Here is a 17,971-nt window from a genome sequence, read left to right as displayed (position 1 = left end):
TTCAGGAAACATACGCTTCGTCTATTGGCAAGAGCCGTTGCACTCCACGAAGTTCTAATTCCATTAACTTATTCAATGCTTTTTCTTTTTCAATACGAAGTCCTGCATCATCCAATGAACAGCTCACTGGAACATCGCATTTTATTTCAGCAAGCAGTCTCGACAAATGAAGCATGTCTAAATCTTGCTCAATTTTAGTCTTATTTGACTTTGATAATCGATCTAAATTAGAGATAATGCCCTCAATATGTTCAAACTCCTGTAAGAGCTTAAGGGCTGTCTTCTCTCCTATCCCTTTTACGCCAGGATAATTATCGCTAGGGTCCCCCATGAGGGCTTTTAAATCTATCATCTGCCGAGGAGTAATTCCTTTTTCTTCAAAGAAGGAATCTGGTGTATGAACCAGGTAATTTCCATAACCTTTTTTCAACAAAATAACAGAAATACTATCATCAAGCAGTTGCAGCATATCCTGGTCACCGGTTAGGATGGACACATCGGCAAAGTCCTTTGATTGCTTAGCGATTGTTCCAATGCAGTCATCTGCTTCATAGCCTGCTAATCCAATATTGGGGATATCAAAGGAAGCAACCACTTCTTTTACTAAATCAAATTGTGGGATAAGCTCTATCGGAGCATCACCGCGATTACCTTTATAATCTGAGAATAATTCAGTACGAAAGGTCTTACTGCCCATATCCCAACAAACTGCGAGATGGGAAGGTTTAAATGATGAAACTGCCGTGAATAAATGCTTAACAAAGCCATGAATTCCATTGGTCGGTGTTCCATTTGAATTTATCATAAATTGTCCTGTAACTGCCGTAGCGTAAAAAGCTCGGAATAGCAACGCCATTCCATCAACAAGCATAAGTGAAGGCTTTTGATTTGTCATATTGGACCTCCTTATTGGTGTCGTTTAAAAACAACACGCTTTCCATTATAACATAAGTTGGCCTGAAAGATTATTCTATTTTATGATCCGCATAAGAAATCCAATCACTAAAGCTTCCGACATAAAGCTTTACTTTATTAAATCCAGCCTCCTTTAATGCCAAGTAATTAGGTGTGGCCGTGACCCCAGATCCACAGTAAACAATAATATCCATATTAGGTTCGATATCTGAAAACCTTTGTCTCTGTTCCTCAGCTTGTTTATATCGCCCGCCACGAATCCCCTCCATCCACGGCTTATTTATGGCACCAGGGATGTGACCGGCTTTTTTATCAATCGGTTCTTCTAGCCCTAGATATCTTTTTGATTCCCTTGAATCGATTAATATCTTGTTTTCCAGCTGTTTTTCGACTACTTCTTTTACTTCTTCTGTAGTTGCTAGTAATTCCGGCTTTAAGTTGCAATGGAATTTTACCTTTTCAAATGAAGGAATATCTTTTGTTACTGGATAATTTGCTGCTGCCCATCCATTAAATCCCTCATCAAGTACATAAACATTTTCATGACCAAGGTATTGAAGCAGCCACCAAAAGCGGGCTGCATACGCCCCTTCACCAGTATCATAGGCTACAACGACTGTGTTTTCATTAATTCCCTCTTTCTCAAGTTTCATGATAAATTCCTCAAGTCTAGGCAAAGGATGCCGTCCGCCATGGACTTGAACTGGACTTGATAAATCTTTTTCTAAATCAAAGAAAACTGCGCTAGGTAAATGACCTTTTAAATATTCCTGTCTCCCTTTTTCTGGTTCAGCTAATGAAAACCGGCAATCGACAACCCTGACATTGCTCTCGGTTAAGCTTTTCAATAACCATTCTTTGTCTTTAACAAATTTCACGCAGCTTCCTCCTCGTCATTGATTAATACTTTATAAGTTTTTTTGTATTTCCCTTAAATATTCAATAGAAATTCCGCCATCTAAGGCTGAAAGATAACTCAAATAAAAATCATTTACTTGTTCGTTCATTTGTTCTATTAGCCGATTGAATTCCTTTGTTATGTCATCTGAATAATGTGTTTTTAAACGGTGAGCTCCATTCGATAGATATTCATCCGCAGGCAAATTCAGCACTTGATACAGTTCATCACTCATGAATTTTTTTTCATTTTTTTCAAAAAATGATTTTGGATTTTTAAAGTACGACAAGGCTTTAGCAAATAATTGTTTATTCATATCTTTAAAAGCGATAGGAAATTCGATTGCTTGTTGATGCTTCACTTCAAATGCTGAAAAGGAAAGGTCTTGATTGATTTCTTGTAAATTTCGGATGAGACCTGATTGGTAATCAGCCAATTGCTTTTCGGCAAATCTTTCCAGGCGAACTGTCGTTGCCCGCAATTCCTGAGCAAAATCAAAGCCTAGACTTTCGAGAAATTCATCCAGTGCAGCTAGTAATACTTTTTTCAAATGACGACCATCATCCTTTAGTATGGCGGGATTAAATGACTCCCTAAAGAAATCCCCAAAGCGGAGGAAGACTCTTTGTTTAATGTAATAAACTAACTCTTCTGCTTCCTGGTACAAACGATTTTGCAAGATTTCAATCGTTTGGTTTTTCAATGACACTAAGATATCTGCTTTTTGTTTTTCAATAGTCCCGCGTTTTCTCTCTTTTACAGTTTGGTCTTCCTGTGAACTTTTGATAAGTTTATCAATTAAATCATGAACCCGGGTTATTTCTTTTTCTGCAGAGGAAATAGCCATTTCCGTTAGTTCATTAGTAATAAAATGATAAAAGGCCTGCTCAAAGTTAGCCATTCCAGATTCCGAAATAGGATTTGGTGTCTCCTTTTCTTTTAACGCCAGCAAGCTTGATACAGGATAGAGATGAGGATTTCTTATTCCATATTTGCTAAGCTGCTCCTCGACATATTCAATAACGGTTTCCTTTTCTTCTTCATTCTCAGCAAGGTCAATGGCATTAATAATAAAGAACATTTTATCCATTTGAAAGGATTCCTTTACACGTCCAAGCTGGATTAAAAATTCACGATCTGCTTTCGAAAATGCATGATTGTAATAGGTAACAAAAAAACATGCATCCGAATTTTTAATGTAATCAAAAGCGACACCTGTATGGCGGGCATTGATAGAATCCGCTCCTGGTGTATCAACCAGAGTAATTCCTTTATTAGTTAACTCGCATTCGTAGTAGAGCTCAATCCATTCTACGAAGCAGGATTTTTCTTCATTAGCAACGAAATCGGTAAATTCACTTAAGTCTGTTTCAAGAACGCTTCCCAAAGAATTACCAAATGATTGATAACCTCTAGTAAATGCCTGTAAGAAAGCAATATGTGTCTTCTCCAAGACACCGCCTTCTTGCTGTTTTTGAAGCATAACCTGGTCAATTTTTTTGACCGCACCATCAAAATCATCTGCTTGGAGTTCAAAAACCCTTAATGAGCGATTTACATCTTCAAGCATGGCTGATACTTCCTTAAACTTAACAAGCACGGTGCCATGCGGATGTCTTTCCGTAACAGGTTTAATTTTGTTAATGGCTGCAGTCGTTGGATTGGGTGAAACAGGCAGGATCTTAGCACCCATAAGTGCATTGGCAAAAGAAGATTTGCCTGCACTGAATGCTCCAAATAATGCTACGGTAAATCCCTTGTTTTCAAGTCTTTCCGCTTTTTCGGATAATTCTTTAGAAAGCTTATAAAAACCAGGGAGGTCTCTAATTAAGGATGAAGTCTTTACTAGACGTTCGACGGTTCTCTCTAAATGATTGCCTGATGGAAGTACCTTTGAATCATTTTTCGCGCTCTCAATCACTTTGCCTTTCAAATCGTTTTTCATGTTGCTACTTCCGTTTTCAGACTTTAGCTGTGTTTTGACCACTTCATATTCTTCTTCGTCCTGACTAAAAAGATGATAAATATCTTCTTGTAAAATATCATCTTGTGTTAATAACTCTTCGATCTTTGTTTCCTTCAACTTAGCATTCTGCTTAACCTTTTCCAGTTCTGACAAGGCATTTAGGTATCGATCGTTTTTGCTCAGTTCCTGTTCATACTGTCCAATTAATTTAGCTGTTTGTTGCTTTAATGCTTTTAGGAACTCTTCCTTAAAAATAGCCAGTTTTTGTCGTGCGATTTTTTTAATTTCATTAGCCACGTCTTCTGTGTAATGTAGGACATATTCACCTGATACTCGTGCGCCAGTTTTAACAGTATCGGATAAGAGGTTTGCCTGCACATCGATTGAATAAGACTGCGCCAAGCCCTGTAAATCTCCTCCGTCAAGACCCGTTTCCTTTAAGGTGCGCAGTAAATATTCGCGTACGTGCCACTCGAGCTGAGATTTTGCTTTATCATGAATATCATGATGAAAGCGTTCAAGCCTCACATTCTTCTCATCCAACGTCTTTTGCTTGGAAAATATGAATCCAATTTTGAATTCCGGTTGACATGATTCCAAATAACTCTCCGCTAACTCTCTGGTTTGAAATGGCATGAGGTATGCGTTTTTAAGTATTTGGGCAATTTGATGATCAAATTCCTTCTCTGTTCCGATTACCCCCTCTTTTAAAGTCTGGAGGTTTTCTTCCATTTCTCGAGAACTATTGGATAATTCACTTTTTTCTTCCTCAGTTAATTCATTCAATACCTCAACGATAGGTCTTAGCTCACGCTCATCTAATTTACTTAATTGAGCAATATGATCTTGGGTAATTTTTTTTAAGGAATGAAAAACCGATGGTATTAATAATTGGTCTTTTGAGGCCAATTTGTCTGTAATAAATTCCTGAAGATCATTGAATTCATTGAAGGCATGGTTTTTATTTTTCAAAGAAGTATAAAAAATTCTTGCTGGTTTCACTCCCCAAGATGCAAACGAATCCACCACACTGTTTTGAAACTCATCGAAGCTCAGTTCTTCATCATTGTGTTTATCAATTTGGTTAATTACTAAATAAACCTCTTTTCCAGCTTGGGTTAATTCCTTTGTAAATAAAAAATTCAACTCTGCTTGGACGTGGTTAAAATCCATGACATATAGAACGATATCGGCAAGATGAATTGCTGATTCGGTTGCAATCCGGTGGGCATCATCAGCAGAATCAATTCCAGGTGTATCCATGATTACCGTATGATCGGGTAACCCTGTTTCACTGTGACTAATTTCAATTTCTTCAATTTGATCGCCGTCTTTGCAATAATTTTTGACTAATTCATAATCATACGGAGCTAAATAGATGCGAGGCTTTTCATTTTTGAAAAAGACCTTTGCATATTCTTCTCCAGCTTTTACTTTCACTAAGTTTGCACTTGTCGGAATTGGACTAGATGGAAGTAAATTCTCTCCAACGAGTTGATTGATCATTGTCGATTTCCCTGCAGAGAAATGGCCACAAAATGCAATCATAAACTCTTTGTTCTTCAGCTTCTTTGCTAGTTGTTTTATTTTTTCCGCATTTTCATAATCTTCTTGTTCGTTTATATATTCAAATACTGAAACGATTTTAGTTTTTAGTGTTTGGATGGTTTCTTCTTGATTGGCTATTTTCACCATTTACTTAATCCCCTTAGCAACTTTGTAATATTTTTTATTTTATACGATAATTCAAATTTTTCCTATCTTGACACTTCTTTTACTTAAAACAAATTTCTTCCAAAAACGATAAAAAGCCAAGGTGCAAGACCCTGGCTCTCAAAATACACGATTAATTTAATGTGTAACGTTTTTTAAGACGTGCTTCATGACAAATGCATAAATAATAACCGTTCCACCAACTAAAGCAAAAGTCAATTGTAACACCTTCCTTATCAGACTTCATTGAGAATGATTTTCATCGATAACCAAAGTTTAACATAGGTGATAATCATTTTCAATAGCCCATTTCTAACTGTCACAATTATTTAACAACTTTAGGTAGAAAACGATTACAATCCTGAAATGTCCCTTCATATTCCGTCAGCTCCCTAAGTGCCTGTTCCTCCTCAGGTATACGAATCCTAAGCACGATGATATTTAATATCGTAAATAAACTAGCTGTAAAATAAGCGTTGAACAACAATGGAACAACAGCCAGTTCAACCGCAACAACAAAATAATTGGGATGTCTGATTAAACGGTATGGTCCCTTTCTAATCACATTCGCATTTCTTAAGACAATAATTTTTGTATTCCAAAACCTTCCTAGTGATGCAATCGCCCATATTCTTAATAGCTGGGCTATAAGAAAAACAATTATTAGGATGCCCCATAAAGGAGATAGACCCAAATTCATGAAAATTTTTTCACAACTTAAGAAAATAAAAAACAGCGAATGCATCGTTACCATATATCGATAATGTTTTTCGCCAAATTCAATGGCCCCACGTTTCTTCATCCACTTTTCATTGCTGTTTGCTATTCTTAGCTCAACAATCCGCTGAAGGCCGATGAATCCAACTAATATCAGAAATGAGATAATGTCTTTCATTTTACTCCCACCTAAATAAAAGCAGTTCGGAACTGAAACCAGGTCCAAGCGCGGTACCAAGTCCTAAAGCATCCTGAGGAATATCCATCTCCATGTAACGTTTCAGCACATAAAATATCGTTGTTGAAGACATATTCCCAAATTGTTTTAACACTTCAAGTGAAACGTCAGTCATGGATGGAGGTAACTCTAATGATTTTACATAGGCATCTATCACTTTTTTCCCACCCGGATGAGCAATAAAATAGTCAATTTGTTCAAGATTGATTTGATGTTCACCTAAAAATCCACTTACATTCGGCTTTAACCAATCCTCTATGATCTGGGGGATATCTCGAGAAAATACAACAAACAGCCCTGTGCTCCTAATAGCCCAGCCCATCACATCTAAAGAGTTCGGCATAAGAGTGGACTGTGTAGCAATGATGGAGGGGGAAGTCGGCTTCTTCCTGAAATCTGAAGAGTATGAATCATCACCACAAACCAAGGCACAAGCTACACCATCGGCAAACAAAGAAGTTCCGATTAAATTACTTTTCGAAAGATCGTTGCGCTGAAACGTTAGGCTGCAAAGCTCAACTGAGAGTACTAGGGCCTTTGCTTTTGGAAAGGCAAGACAATATTCATAGGCTCTCGATAGACCAGCAGCACCGCCTGCACAGCCAAGTCCCCAAATAGGTACCCTCTTAGTGTGTAAATTAAACGGGAGGAGATTCATGATTCTAGCTTCGATACTAGGTGTGGCCATCCCCGTGGTTGAAATAAAAAAAATGATGTCAATTTCTTGATAATTAATATTTCGCTTTAAGTAATCCTTATTATTTAAACACTTCTCGATTGCTTCTTTTCCAAGTGTCACAGCAGATTCAATATATGCAGAATTTTTTTCCTCAAAAGTATGGTCTTCTTTAAACCAATCGAGATTTTTAACAAAATGTCTTTTTTCAATTTGTCCATTTTGAAAAGCTCGTAAAAGTCTTTCAATATCCTTAAAGGAATCTGAGAAAAGCTCTCGTGCGAATTCCAAAGCTTGATTTTGGTTAACTTCAAAAGGGGGAATAACCTCTGAAACTGAAATAATTGTAGGCATGTTTTTGCTCCTTCAATCTATGTAAGGGTATTTTTTCCAGTTTAAAGGTTTTTATTCAAGGGTTTCAGAAAGCAAAAAAAAGCTTCCCTATATGAAGAGGAAACCAAAAGTTTCCACTCTGGGAAGCAAACGTTTTGAAGGTTGTTGCTGTGCTCTTAAATTATATAATGGATACTGATTTCATTCATTAACTAATGATTTCCAGTTCAGAAGTTCTTAATAAACAGCAAGAAAAATGCTTATAAATGTTTTTTCAACTTATTTTTTATCGGGTTGTTTTTGAACTTCAATTTTAATTTTATTTTTTACTAATGTTCCGCAGATTTTACAGATTTCTACCTGGTCATACAAAAGGCGGCAATTATCACAATAATATTTTTCCACAAAAACACACTCTTTTCTGAAGGAAAATATGAATTTCTTAATATCATATTTATAGGATTCCAAAGTGTGACATTCATTTCAAAAAGGGTGGTTAATTTCGTGTGTGAATGATTATTCAATTACTTTTATCACAGGTAAAGTGTGATCCTATTTGTTGAACGCTTTTAATAATTGAAGGGGGAAAGAATTATGCATATGCATAAGTTCGAGAAGATTTGGCTAACTTTCGGAATTAGTGCACTGGTTGTATTTTTGACAGTTGTGGGTGTAAGCGCATTCTATCTTGGTAACAAGCCGCCAAGTTGTTTAACTACAATTAATGTGGATAAGGTCGATCAAGCAAAACCATTTGATAAACCAGGATTACATAAGGTTGAAGGTAAAGATTGGGACTATGAATTAGTATATGCAGCTGCAGCGTTCTCCTATAATCCAGTGAAAGTGGAAGTACCAGTTGGGGCAAAGGTAAAAGTTATTGCTACAACCAAAGATGTTGTCCACGGGTTTGAAGTAGCTGGAACAAATATTAACATGATGCTTGAACCTGGTTATGTCAGCGAATATACAACCACGTTTGATAAAGCTGGTGAATATTTAATTGTTTGTAATGAATATTGTGGTGCTGGGCACCATTTAATGAGTTCGATGATTGAGGTGGTAAAATAATGGCTAACTCGACAGCAGCAAAAGTAAAAGTTGATCCTCGTGATGCAAAGCTTTCAATGGCCCACTTTTCGGTCCAAGACGTTCCGCTTTCTCTACATACGGAGGGGCAAAGCAAGCAGCAGAATGGATTCCTTATCAAATCGCTCAAGCAGTCGGCGGGACTATTTTATTCCTAGGAATTATTCTGGTTATTATCATATTTATCAATCTTGCCTTCTTTGCTCCAAAAGGGGAAGAAGAATTCCCTGTTGCTGTTGCAGAAAATCTTGAAGAAAAAGCACCAATGGTATTTGAAAACTGGAAATTGTGGCTTGGAATTGCAGCAGCCCTTATTCTTTTTGCTTACACGATTCCGTTTATCGATATTATTCAAAATGCCCCTCCAGGTTCAAAAGGATTTCAGACTTGGAGTAAATAGTAATAAGAAAAGCGCAAGCGCCCGTTTAGCGGCGTATGGACTGGAACACTTTGACTGAGTAAAGGAAACACGGAGAGCGCTAGCGCATTCGTGCTTGACTTATCGTAGGGAAAAGGGCGAATTCCGCTGGGCGCTGGAGCTAGACAGTTATCTAAGTTCAAAAACTTATATTTTCTTATCTTATAGGAAAAGGCTTCAATCTCATCGATTGAAGCCTTTTTGTATCATTGTTACATTGCTTTAATCACAATGAGCCTTTTTTATTTAACAAATAAATCTTTCTATATTTCTCATAAAGATAATCAATTAAATATTTAGGATTTAGGCCTTCTCCTGTAACATCCTGTAAGATTTCAAGCGGTTTTTTCATTTTTCCATATTGGTGGATATTTTCGGTCAGCCATTCTTTTATCGGCAGAATGGTACCGTCTTCGACTAATTGATCAAAATTTGGAAGATTATCCATCATTTTATGCTTAAATTGTGCTGCATACATGTAGCCTAAGGCATAAGATGGAAAATAACCAAAGCTGCCTCCTGCCCAATGGACATCTTGAAGAACTCCCTGTGCATCATTTTCAGGACGAATTCCTAAGTATTCTTCGTACTTGTCATTCCAAATAGTCGGTAAATCCTTCACATCGATCTCATCATTGAATAAGCCTTTTTCAATTTCATAGCGGATAATAACATGGAGCGGGTATGTTAATTCATCTGCTTCAATTCTAATAAATGAGGGTTTAGATTCGTTTATAGCGCGGTAGAAATCTTCAATTTCCACTTGGTCAAATTGACCATTTGCATACTCTTTTAAAAGATCGTAGTTATTTTTCCAAAATGGTAAACTTCGTCCAAGGATGTTCTCATAAAAAAGAGACTGAGATTCGTGAATTCCAGTTGATGTTCCTGAACAAAGAGGGGTCCCAATCAAGTCTTTTGAAACATTCTGTTCATATAAAGCATGACCGCCTTCATGAATCGTACCAAAAACTGCTGTCCTAAAGTCGTTTTCGTCATATTTGGTGGTAACGCGGACATCGCCAGGATTTAACCCAATTGCAAAAGGATGAACGGTTTCATCCAGTCTTCCTGCTTGAAAGTTATAACCTATTTTGTCAAGGATCTTCAAACTAAATTCACGTTGTTTTTCCTTTGGAAATTTTTCAAATAGAAAATCCGTTTTTGGTTTATGTAGAGATTTTGAAATTTGTTTAACCAAAGGAACTATTTTATCTCTTAATTCACCAAATACTTGATCTAAAACTTTCATTGTGATGCCAGGTTCGTACATATCTAATAACACATCATATTTATTTTCTTCATGACCCCAATAAGTGATAAACTTTTTTGTCATCGCGACAAGCTTTTCTAAGTAAGGACTAAATGAGGCAAAATCCGAATTTCCCTTCGCTTCCTCCCACACACTCTCTGCCTTTGACTGGAGAATCACAAATTCCTTGTATTCTTCAGCTGGGATTTTTTTATTTCTTTCATATTCTTTTTTACATTCTTCGAGGATTTTGCGTGTCTTTTCTGACAGTGATTGTTTTGATAAATTAGCTATGTATGCTGCCATCTCTTCAGAAGTAGACATTTTAAATACTTCGGACGATAACATCCCAATTACCTCGGACCGTTGTTCCACCCCATGCTTCGGGGCCCCAGTTCTTAGATCCCAATAAACTAATCCAAGTGCTTCGTTGTAGGCAGACATCTTTTTCACATAATCTAGAAATTCTTTTTCTAATAGTTCATATTTCAAAGCAATCCCCCCTTTTAATTCCCATTAAAATTTTAACACATTATTCTGAAAAGTATGCAAAATACTGTGCACAAGTGAATAAAAAACAACAGAATGAATTTCTGTTGTAAAATAAATTTATAGGGAAAAGAGGATGTTAGTAAGATTGTTGGATGTTTTTCACGTGGTGGAAAATCTGGTACATTAATGACTTTTGCGTAAGTTTGCATTATTATCACTCCCATTAGTTTGTTAACTTCTTTTTTATTATAAGGAAACTTGGTCTAAAACTTAGTGAGTGGTATCACACCAATAAGATGATTTTGTTAATACAGGGGGTATGACCAATGAAGGAACTAATTGGAAAGTGTAAGTCCTGCAGTAAAGAAATTTATTGCTTAGATGGCTTCTTTAACGGTATCCATACCGAGGAGAAAGAGATTTATTGTTTTGAATGCCACGAAATATTGATTTTGAACAAAGAAAATCCGCAAAGCTGACCTTTGCGGATTTTTCTATTAATCTTCGTCAATTGAAAGATCTTTAACAGGAAGTTTTTCTCCTTCTTTGTGGGTTGGCTTCCGTAAATTAAAGATTGCTTTAGTACAGAATAACAATAATACTACCACTCCGATTAAGAAAATGGTGTCAGGCACCGCACGCCATTTTCTTAATGTTTCAACAATATCCTTTTGTAGGAATGATGCTGAACGAGAAGCATCATAACCATGATTAAATGCTTCTTTGATTTGGATGAAACCAACAGGAAGCAAGGATAGGAAAACCATTACTGCAAGTCCAACGTTTAACATGATACAGCTAAATTTAATCCACTTATGATTCCATGCCTCTGGTTTTACAATGTTTCTCAATGAGTAAAGTAATACTGCACATGCAAACATTCCGTACACACCCATCATGGATCCATGACCGTGAGCAGGTGTTAAGCCCCAACCGTCGACTTTAGTAAATATCTTTTTATAGTACTCTCTTACTTTTTCAAGTCCATACGCTTGAGCATTTGTTAGTTTCATTGTATCGCTATTGCTATCATAACGATTTTTACGCATTTCTTTTATTACTTTATTTTTTATAACAGATTTTTGATCTTCATTTAATGAAGCATAATTTTTACCGAATTCAGCATTTGCTTTAAAATCTTGCATTCCTTCAGTATAGAGCTTTAAAGCTTCCGCTGTATAATCGGGACCCATATAAGAACCGTGACCTAAAACGGTACCATAATCCATTAAACCGTACCTTTGAAAAACGGCCTGACCGCCCATAATTGTATCTTTTGTAAATAAAACGTCACCCTTTTCATTGGTAACTTCTACAGGTCTTGGTGCCTGCTCCTTAAAGATCCAATAGCCACCTACTAGTAATACCGTGAAGCTCAGTAAAATGGTTATAACTAATATTGATTTAAGCATGGCATTTTTATTTGTCTTCACCACTTTTTTTGTTGGTGTTCCCCGTTGTATTTCCATTCCAAATTCACCCTTTCATAGTTTGTCGTCACAAATCGTATTGTAACTTTTACAAGACCGTCACACAGTGAAGCAACTCATCGTACTCCTGTGATATTTCCCACACCACAGTTCCAACTGAGAATTATTTTCATAAAAACGAGTTATCTATGACGGAGGTCACATAATTACAGTGAAAACACTGCTACAATTTAGTCAAACAGAATTACTAATACGAAGGTGATGTTAATGAAGCAAGGTGACATAGTAAAAAGATTATCTGAGGTCCCAATCTTCAAAGAATTATCGACAGAAGAAATAGAGCCCATCGTGAAGATTGCACAAACTCGTTTTTATAAACATAAGATGTTTATTTTTATGCAGGACGATCAATCATGTGAAAAAGAAAGACTATGTTGCCTTGAATGAGGATGGTTTTTATCTAATTGACAGGGAAGCACTTCAGCGGGAATTATTCTATTAATTTAGCAGGCTTTGATTTATAAAATATAGAGGAGTTGTAACTACGATGGAACAACGAATTATCGAACTTGATGTACGCGAGGATTTAAAGAATAAAATTGAACCCTTTCAAAAAATAATGGAGGCTATTAAGGAAGTAAAGGATAATGATATATTTATCCTTCATGCCCCCTTTAATCCAGTTCCACTATTCGCGGTTTTAAAAGCAAAAGGCTTTACTCATGAAGAAGAAGAAATTGAGAGTAAACATTGGAAAGTAACTTTCACAAAGAAAGCGTAATGGAAGAAGGAGGGAATATTCATGATTTTGGATAATCGAGGTTTAGAACCGCCACAGCCAATGATGAGAACCTTGGCCGCCTTGGAAACCCTTGGGGAAAATGAGGTTTTGACAATAATTAATGACCGCAGGCCGATGTTCCTTTATGAGCAATTAGAAGAATTAGGCTATCAGCAGCGTACAGAACAACAAAATGACGGAAGTTTTAAAATTGAAATCTTCCGGTAAGAGGGTGAAATGTCATGCTTCCTCAAAATATGGGAAGTGAAACGAATATTAAGCTTCCATTTTCATTTATCTTGTTTAGTTTAATTGCCTTGGTGTTCTCGCAAATTCTTCTTTTAGTAAATGGTCAATTGATGGCGGATGGGAGCTTTAGAATCCCAGTAATTTGGTCTTCAGCCCATATATTAATTCTAGGGTGGGCATTAATGGCAGCAATGGGTGCGATGTATCAGCTTGTACCTGTTGCATTCCTAACTAAAATATGGAATGAAAGATTTGGTTTTATACAATTTTTTCTTACTGCGATTGGTATAACATCATTTTCAGCAATGTTATATTGGTCACCACAAAATGCAATGATTCCTGGTGTCCTTACTTTACTCGGCATCTTAATGTTTTTATTCCAAATGTTTATAACACTAAAAAAACAAGCAAAACCAACTATTCTTACCGCTTTCGTAGGTTCGTCCCTTGTTTGTTTATTTATTACGATTTCTTTAGGGATTACATTGATTTATTGCTTAAAAACAGGATTTGCCGGTGAAAATTATCAATCGATCTTTAAAGCCCATTTATTAATGGGAGTTACTGGTTGGTTTACATTGTTAATTTTTGGATTTTCATATAAGATGGTGCCAATGTTTTCTCTATCTCATGGTTTTCCGATGATTCAAGCTAAGTATGTTTATGTTTCTTACCTTTCTGGTCTTGTCGTATCGCTGGTTTCCTTCTTTACTCATAACAATACCCTTTTGAAAATTGGTTGCTTGCTGCTTTTAATAGGATTTTCCATTTTCAGCTGGCATATCAGAATAATCATCAAAAAAAGATTGAAGAAAACATTAGATAAACCTTTTACGTTTACACTAGTGGCTATTGGATTTGGAAATGTAATTCATTTTGCAGCTTTTATTATGCTTTGGAATCATGATGTTAACACTTTTACTGGTCCACTTATCTATGCCTATTTATTACTTTGGATTGTCTTAAGTATTGTTAGTTATTTATATAAAATAGTTCCATTCCTTTGGTGGACTTACAAATACAGTAAGGAAATCGGGAAAAATAAGGTCCCTTCAATAAAAGAGATGATGAATGAAAAAATGGTTATGCCGTTATTTTCTTTATTTATCGTCGCTATACTGATAGTTTTTTGCGCTCTAGCTTTTCATATTGCTATTCTCTTTAATGTTGGACAGTCCGTACTTTCGATTGTTTTTATTATCATTGCAATTAATATCCTAAGCGTTTTAAAAAAATAGTGAGGTGTTTATGATGAATATAAAAGAAAAGATCCTAACTGAGTTAAAGAGTGTTTACGATCCTGAATTAAATATAAATGTCGTTGACCTAGGCTTAATTTATAATGTAGAAGTAACAGAAACCGCTGATGTTACTATTACCATGACGTTAACAACACCCGGCTGCCCACTCCATGACAGCATAACCAGCGGGGTAGGTTATTGTGTGGAAGGAATGGAAGAAACTAAAAAAGTTGAAGTAAATCTTGCCTGGGAGCCGGCCTGGTCACCAGAAAAAATGACACCGGAAGGCCTACGATTATTAGGTAGATAAAATACAAAGCGGAAGAACCCTCAATAGGTCCTTCCGCTTTTGTTTATTCTTCATGATTATCAATCTTTAGCCTCTGTTGGCAATACTTCTTTAATTTTCTGTAAGACAATTGTGTCGATATCTTCATCAATTAAAATATGAACCGTTCCTTGATCCTTTTCACTCCTGATCAAGCGGCCAACGCCTTGACGTAAGCGGAGAAGCATATACGGCAAGTCAACTTCCGTAAATGGATTATCTACACCGGCCTTTTTTGCGGTAAAGACAGGATCATTAGGTGGAAAAGGAAGTGAAAATATCAAGACATTTTCAAGTGATCTTCCCGGAATATCAAGACCTTCCCATAGATGAAGTGAACAAAGTATCGCATGTTCTTCATTCTGAAATTTAGAAACAAGTGTGCTTATTTCTTCATCTCCTTCAAAATAAACTGGATACGGGACTGCTCCTGATAGCTTTTTCTTTAGTTGTGCCAATTCCTCTTTATTATTTAATAGAACTAATGCGCGTCCCTCTGATTTGCGAATTTCCTCTAAAATATATTCTAATTTCCCTTCAATATCAGCATCTTTAAATTTTGGAAGGTAAAGCTCCATCCTATCATCATAATCAAAAGGAGATGTCACTGAAAAAGATAAATAGTCATCAACGCCAATACTAGAAGCAATATAGTCGAACGACTTTTGATTTGCTAGCGTCGCAGATGAGAAAATAAACGGCTTTTTCTGAGTGAAAACTTCTTCCCGCATTACTTCCTCGACCATTTTAGGCATAATAACCAGTGTGCGTTCTCCCCCTTTTTCCTCGAACCAAGTGATTCCGTTTAATTCCTGAAGAAAAAGTGATAACGAATAGGTGATTTGCTCTAAATATTCCTCGACAATTTTCAGATCATACTCATTAATGACATATAACTCACTTTCAAACACTAATTCCTCCTCTAATCCTTGAAGGGTTGAAAGTAACTTTCTGCATGTTTTTAATACTAATGGATGCTTCGTAATCATTTGTTTTTCAGAACCTTGTGAAAGAGAGGAGAATTGTGAAATCGCATCAAAAAATGCCTCGTTATCTAATAAAGCCTCATCAATCGTATACAAGGTCTTCTCACGTACTTCATTTTCCATTAACCTCGTGAGCAGGGTTTCTAATGTATAATCAGTAAACCGGTAGCTCAATGCTTTTTGCGCTGCATATTCAAGCAGGTGTCCTTCATCAAAAACAACGGAAGAATGCTCAGGTAAAAGCGGAAGCTGCCCTTCTCGCTTTCTTGATTCCTTTGTCCAGATATGCTCCATATAAAAATCATGGGAACAGATAATTAAATCCTCTGAATGTCGATAATAATCACGGTGCAATGTCAGCCCACAGCGATGACGCTTTTCACAAGAAAAACAATCTTGGACAGCATCCCAATTAAGTTCACTCCATTTTTCATCTGATAAAGCTGGATAATCTCTTCTGTCACCATATCTTTCAAATGTTTGCATGGAGCCAACAGAATGAACAAAATCAGGCAGTTTTTCATAAATATCTGAAATTTCATCTGAAAAATCAGTATTCCTGGTCAGATCTAGCTTTTTTAAACACAGGTATTGATCTCGCGATTTTGCCAAGCGGACATCGATATCTAGTCCAAGAATTTTCTCCAGCTTTGCGATATCTCCCTCTTTTTTAACCAACTGCTCAATTAAAGTCTCATCCGCACAAGCAATAACAGCCGGACGATTGGTATAACGTGCATACATAATCGCATAAAGCAAATATACAATGGTTTTCCCTGTTCCAACCCCTGCTTCTGCAAACATTACTTTTTTATCCTTGTAGGCATTTTCAAGTTGAAAAGCCATAAATATCTGTTCATCTCTCAGTTCGAATCCAGCTTCAGGCAAAATATCATAAAATAAGTCACCAATCCATTCACCTAATTTATCATAAAAGGATTCAGTTTTTGCAATCTCAAATGGCATGCGTTTTTGCATAGTACCCTCCCCAAAAAACTTTCATGTGTTACCACAAACATAAGTATATTAATCGATTGATTATTCTAGATTCAGTTCATTTTGACGAGGAGGTTTCTTTCCCCAATATTGATAAAGGTCAGTACGAATAAAGCCATTAAATAGCTTTCTCTTCCTAGTCGCTGGCTTTCCATAAAATTGTTCGAACTGTTCATTAGAAGTCAGGATATAAATTGACCATGTATCAAGCGCATTGAATGCTTCACCCATTTCTTTATACATGTGTTCGACCGCTTTTTTATCCCCTAGTCTTTCACCATAAGGTGGATTTCCGACTATGACACCGTACTGTTTATTGGTAGAAATATCTTTAACCTGCATTTGCTTGAAATGAATTAAGTCAGCGAATCCAGCTTCAAAGGCGTTTTCTTGGGCAATTTTCACCATTCTATGGTCGATATCAGTGCCTAATATGTCTAATGGTTGATCATAATTTGCAAGGTCCTCAGCTTCATTTCTAGCGTCCTCCCAAACCTTTGCAGAAAACCAATTCCAACGCTCAGAAACAAATTCTCTGTTAAAACCTGGAGCGATATTTTGCCCTATCATTGCCGCTTCAATGGGAATAGTCCCCGAGCCGCAGAAAGGATCCATAAAAGGACGGTCTGCCTTCCAATTGGTGAGTAAGACAAGTGCAGCAGCAAGTGTTTCCTTTAGGGGTGCCTCCCCCTGATCGAGACGATAGCCGCGTTTATGAAGCCCTTGACCACTAGTGTCAATGGTGATCGTAGCAACATCTTTTAATAGTGCGACTTCGATGCGAAAATAAGCACCGGTTTCCTCAAACCAGGTACTTCGTTTATAATGTTGTTTCATTCGTTCTACCACTGCTTTTTTAACAATTGCCTGGCAATCAGAAACACTAAAGAGCTTTGACTTTACAGATTTACCAACCACAGGAAATTCCGCGTCTTCAGGTAAGAATTTTTCCCACGGGAGTGCCTTGGTTTTCTCGAATAATTCATCAAAGGTATATGCCTTAAATTCTCCGACCTTGATCTTAATTCTGTCCGCTGTTCGGAGCCATAAATTACTGCGGGCTATCGCATATTCATCACCAGTGTAGGTGACTTTGCCATTTTCAACTTCACAGTCATATCCTAATGATCGTACTTCTTTGGCAACTAAAGCTTCAAGTCCCATTGCCGCCGTAGCTATTAATTGATAATTTCCCATTTTTTCACCCTTAATTCATTTGTATGTATGTTTATGTTTAATAAAAATAATCTTAA

The 17,971-nt window shown here is 36.6% G+C and carries 15 protein-coding genes and 2 pseudogenes; 8 read left to right on the top strand and 9 right to left on the bottom strand.

The annotated features are described in order from the left end of the window. Window position 1 precedes the first annotated feature (1 nt). From J7E66_RS01090 to J7E66_RS01070, 5 genes are all read right to left on the bottom strand, one after another. Window positions 2–895, bottom strand: a complete 894-nt coding sequence (locus J7E66_RS01090; RefSeq protein ID WP_214997616.1) for a 5'-3' exonuclease — start codon at window positions 893–895, stop codon at window positions 2–4. A 70-nt stretch (window positions 896–965) separates the two neighbouring features. Next, complete coding sequence (locus J7E66_RS01085) at window positions 966–1,793, bottom strand: sulfurtransferase (RefSeq protein WP_214997615.1); 828 nt, start codon at window positions 1,791–1,793, stop codon at window positions 966–968. 30 nt (window positions 1,794–1,823) lie between these two features. Then, window positions 1,824–5,474: a dynamin family protein gene (locus J7E66_RS01080; protein ID WP_214997614.1), complete on the bottom strand. Its 3,651-nt coding sequence runs from the start codon at window positions 5,472–5,474 to the stop codon at window positions 1,824–1,826. Between the two features lie 343 nt (window positions 5,475–5,817). Continuing rightward, complete coding sequence (locus tag J7E66_RS01075) at window positions 5,818–6,387, bottom strand: isoprenylcysteine carboxyl methyltransferase family protein (RefSeq protein WP_214997613.1); 570 nt, start codon at window positions 6,385–6,387, stop codon at window positions 5,818–5,820. Window position 6,388: 1 nt separating this feature from the next. After that, window positions 6,389–7,477, bottom strand: a complete 1,089-nt coding sequence (locus J7E66_RS01070; RefSeq protein ID WP_214997612.1) for a type III polyketide synthase — start codon at window positions 7,475–7,477, stop codon at window positions 6,389–6,391. Between the two features lie 573 nt (window positions 7,478–8,050). Between J7E66_RS01070 and J7E66_RS01065 the strand changes: the two genes are divergently transcribed. Both J7E66_RS01065 and J7E66_RS01060 read left to right on the top strand, forming a co-directional pair. Further along, entirely contained in the window at window positions 8,051–8,527 is a 477-nt protein-coding gene (locus tag J7E66_RS01065) for a cytochrome c oxidase subunit II (RefSeq protein WP_214997611.1), read from the top strand. A gap of 52 nt (window positions 8,528–8,579) precedes the next feature. Next, window positions 8,580–8,945: pseudogene (locus J7E66_RS01060) on the top strand (cytochrome C); the annotation flags it as partial. Between the two features lie 244 nt (window positions 8,946–9,189). Here the strand turns inward: J7E66_RS01060 and J7E66_RS01055 are convergent. Next, complete coding sequence (locus J7E66_RS01055; RefSeq protein WP_214997635.1) at window positions 9,190–10,713, bottom strand: carboxypeptidase M32; 1,524 nt, start codon at window positions 10,711–10,713, stop codon at window positions 9,190–9,192. Window positions 10,714–11,033: 320 nt separating this feature from the next. Here J7E66_RS01055 and J7E66_RS01050 point away from each other — a divergent pair, with 320 nt between their 5' ends. Then, a complete protein-coding gene (locus J7E66_RS01050; RefSeq protein WP_168244870.1) occupies window positions 11,034–11,186 on the top strand; it encodes a hypothetical protein in 153 nt (50 codons plus the stop codon). A 444-nt stretch (window positions 11,187–11,630) separates the two neighbouring features. Here the strand turns inward: J7E66_RS01050 and J7E66_RS33045 are convergent. After that, a pseudogene (locus J7E66_RS33045) lies at window positions 11,631–12,176 on the bottom strand (nitric-oxide reductase large subunit); the annotation flags it as partial. Window positions 12,177–12,404: 228 nt separating this feature from the next. Here J7E66_RS33045 and J7E66_RS01040 point away from each other — a divergent pair. The 5 genes from J7E66_RS01040 (at window position 12,405) to J7E66_RS01020 (ending at window position 14,718) form a co-directional block, all read left to right on the top strand. After that, entirely contained in the window at window positions 12,405–12,584 is a 180-nt protein-coding gene (locus J7E66_RS01040) for a hypothetical protein (protein WP_214997609.1), read from the top strand. A 100-nt stretch (window positions 12,585–12,684) separates the two neighbouring features. Beyond that, the gene (locus J7E66_RS01035; protein WP_214997608.1) at window positions 12,685–12,918 is read left to right on the top strand and encodes a DUF2249 domain-containing protein; all 234 of its coding nucleotides are present in this window, start codon (window positions 12,685–12,687) and stop codon (window positions 12,916–12,918) included. Between the two features lie 21 nt (window positions 12,919–12,939). Beyond that, window positions 12,940–13,146 (top strand): DUF2249 domain-containing protein, encoded by a 207-nt coding sequence (locus J7E66_RS01030; protein ID WP_168244874.1) that lies wholly within the window; start codon window positions 12,940–12,942, stop codon window positions 13,144–13,146. Between the two features lie 14 nt (window positions 13,147–13,160). Further along, the gene (locus tag J7E66_RS01025) at window positions 13,161–14,405 is read left to right on the top strand and encodes a hypothetical protein (protein WP_214997607.1); all 1,245 of its coding nucleotides are present in this window, start codon (window positions 13,161–13,163) and stop codon (window positions 14,403–14,405) included. 13 nt (window positions 14,406–14,418) lie between these two features. Continuing rightward, window positions 14,419–14,718 (top strand): metal-sulfur cluster assembly factor, encoded by a 300-nt coding sequence (locus J7E66_RS01020; RefSeq protein WP_214997634.1) that lies wholly within the window; start codon window positions 14,419–14,421, stop codon window positions 14,716–14,718. A 59-nt stretch (window positions 14,719–14,777) separates the two neighbouring features. Here the strand turns inward: J7E66_RS01020 and J7E66_RS01015 are convergent, their stop codons facing one another. Next, a complete protein-coding gene (locus J7E66_RS01015; protein WP_214997606.1) occupies window positions 14,778–16,700 on the bottom strand; it encodes an ATP-dependent DNA helicase in 1,923 nt (640 codons plus the stop codon). Window positions 16,701–16,760: 60 nt separating this feature from the next. Continuing rightward, complete coding sequence (locus J7E66_RS01010) at window positions 16,761–17,915, bottom strand: THUMP domain-containing class I SAM-dependent RNA methyltransferase (RefSeq protein ID WP_214997605.1); 1,155 nt, start codon at window positions 17,913–17,915, stop codon at window positions 16,761–16,763. Window positions 17,916–17,971: the final 56 nt, after the last annotated feature.

The sequence above is a fragment of the Bacillus sp. ISL-7 genome, from assembly GCF_018613065.1.
The sequence above is the reverse complement of the archived record's forward strand: the minus strand, read 5'-3'. Positions and strand labels throughout refer to the sequence as shown.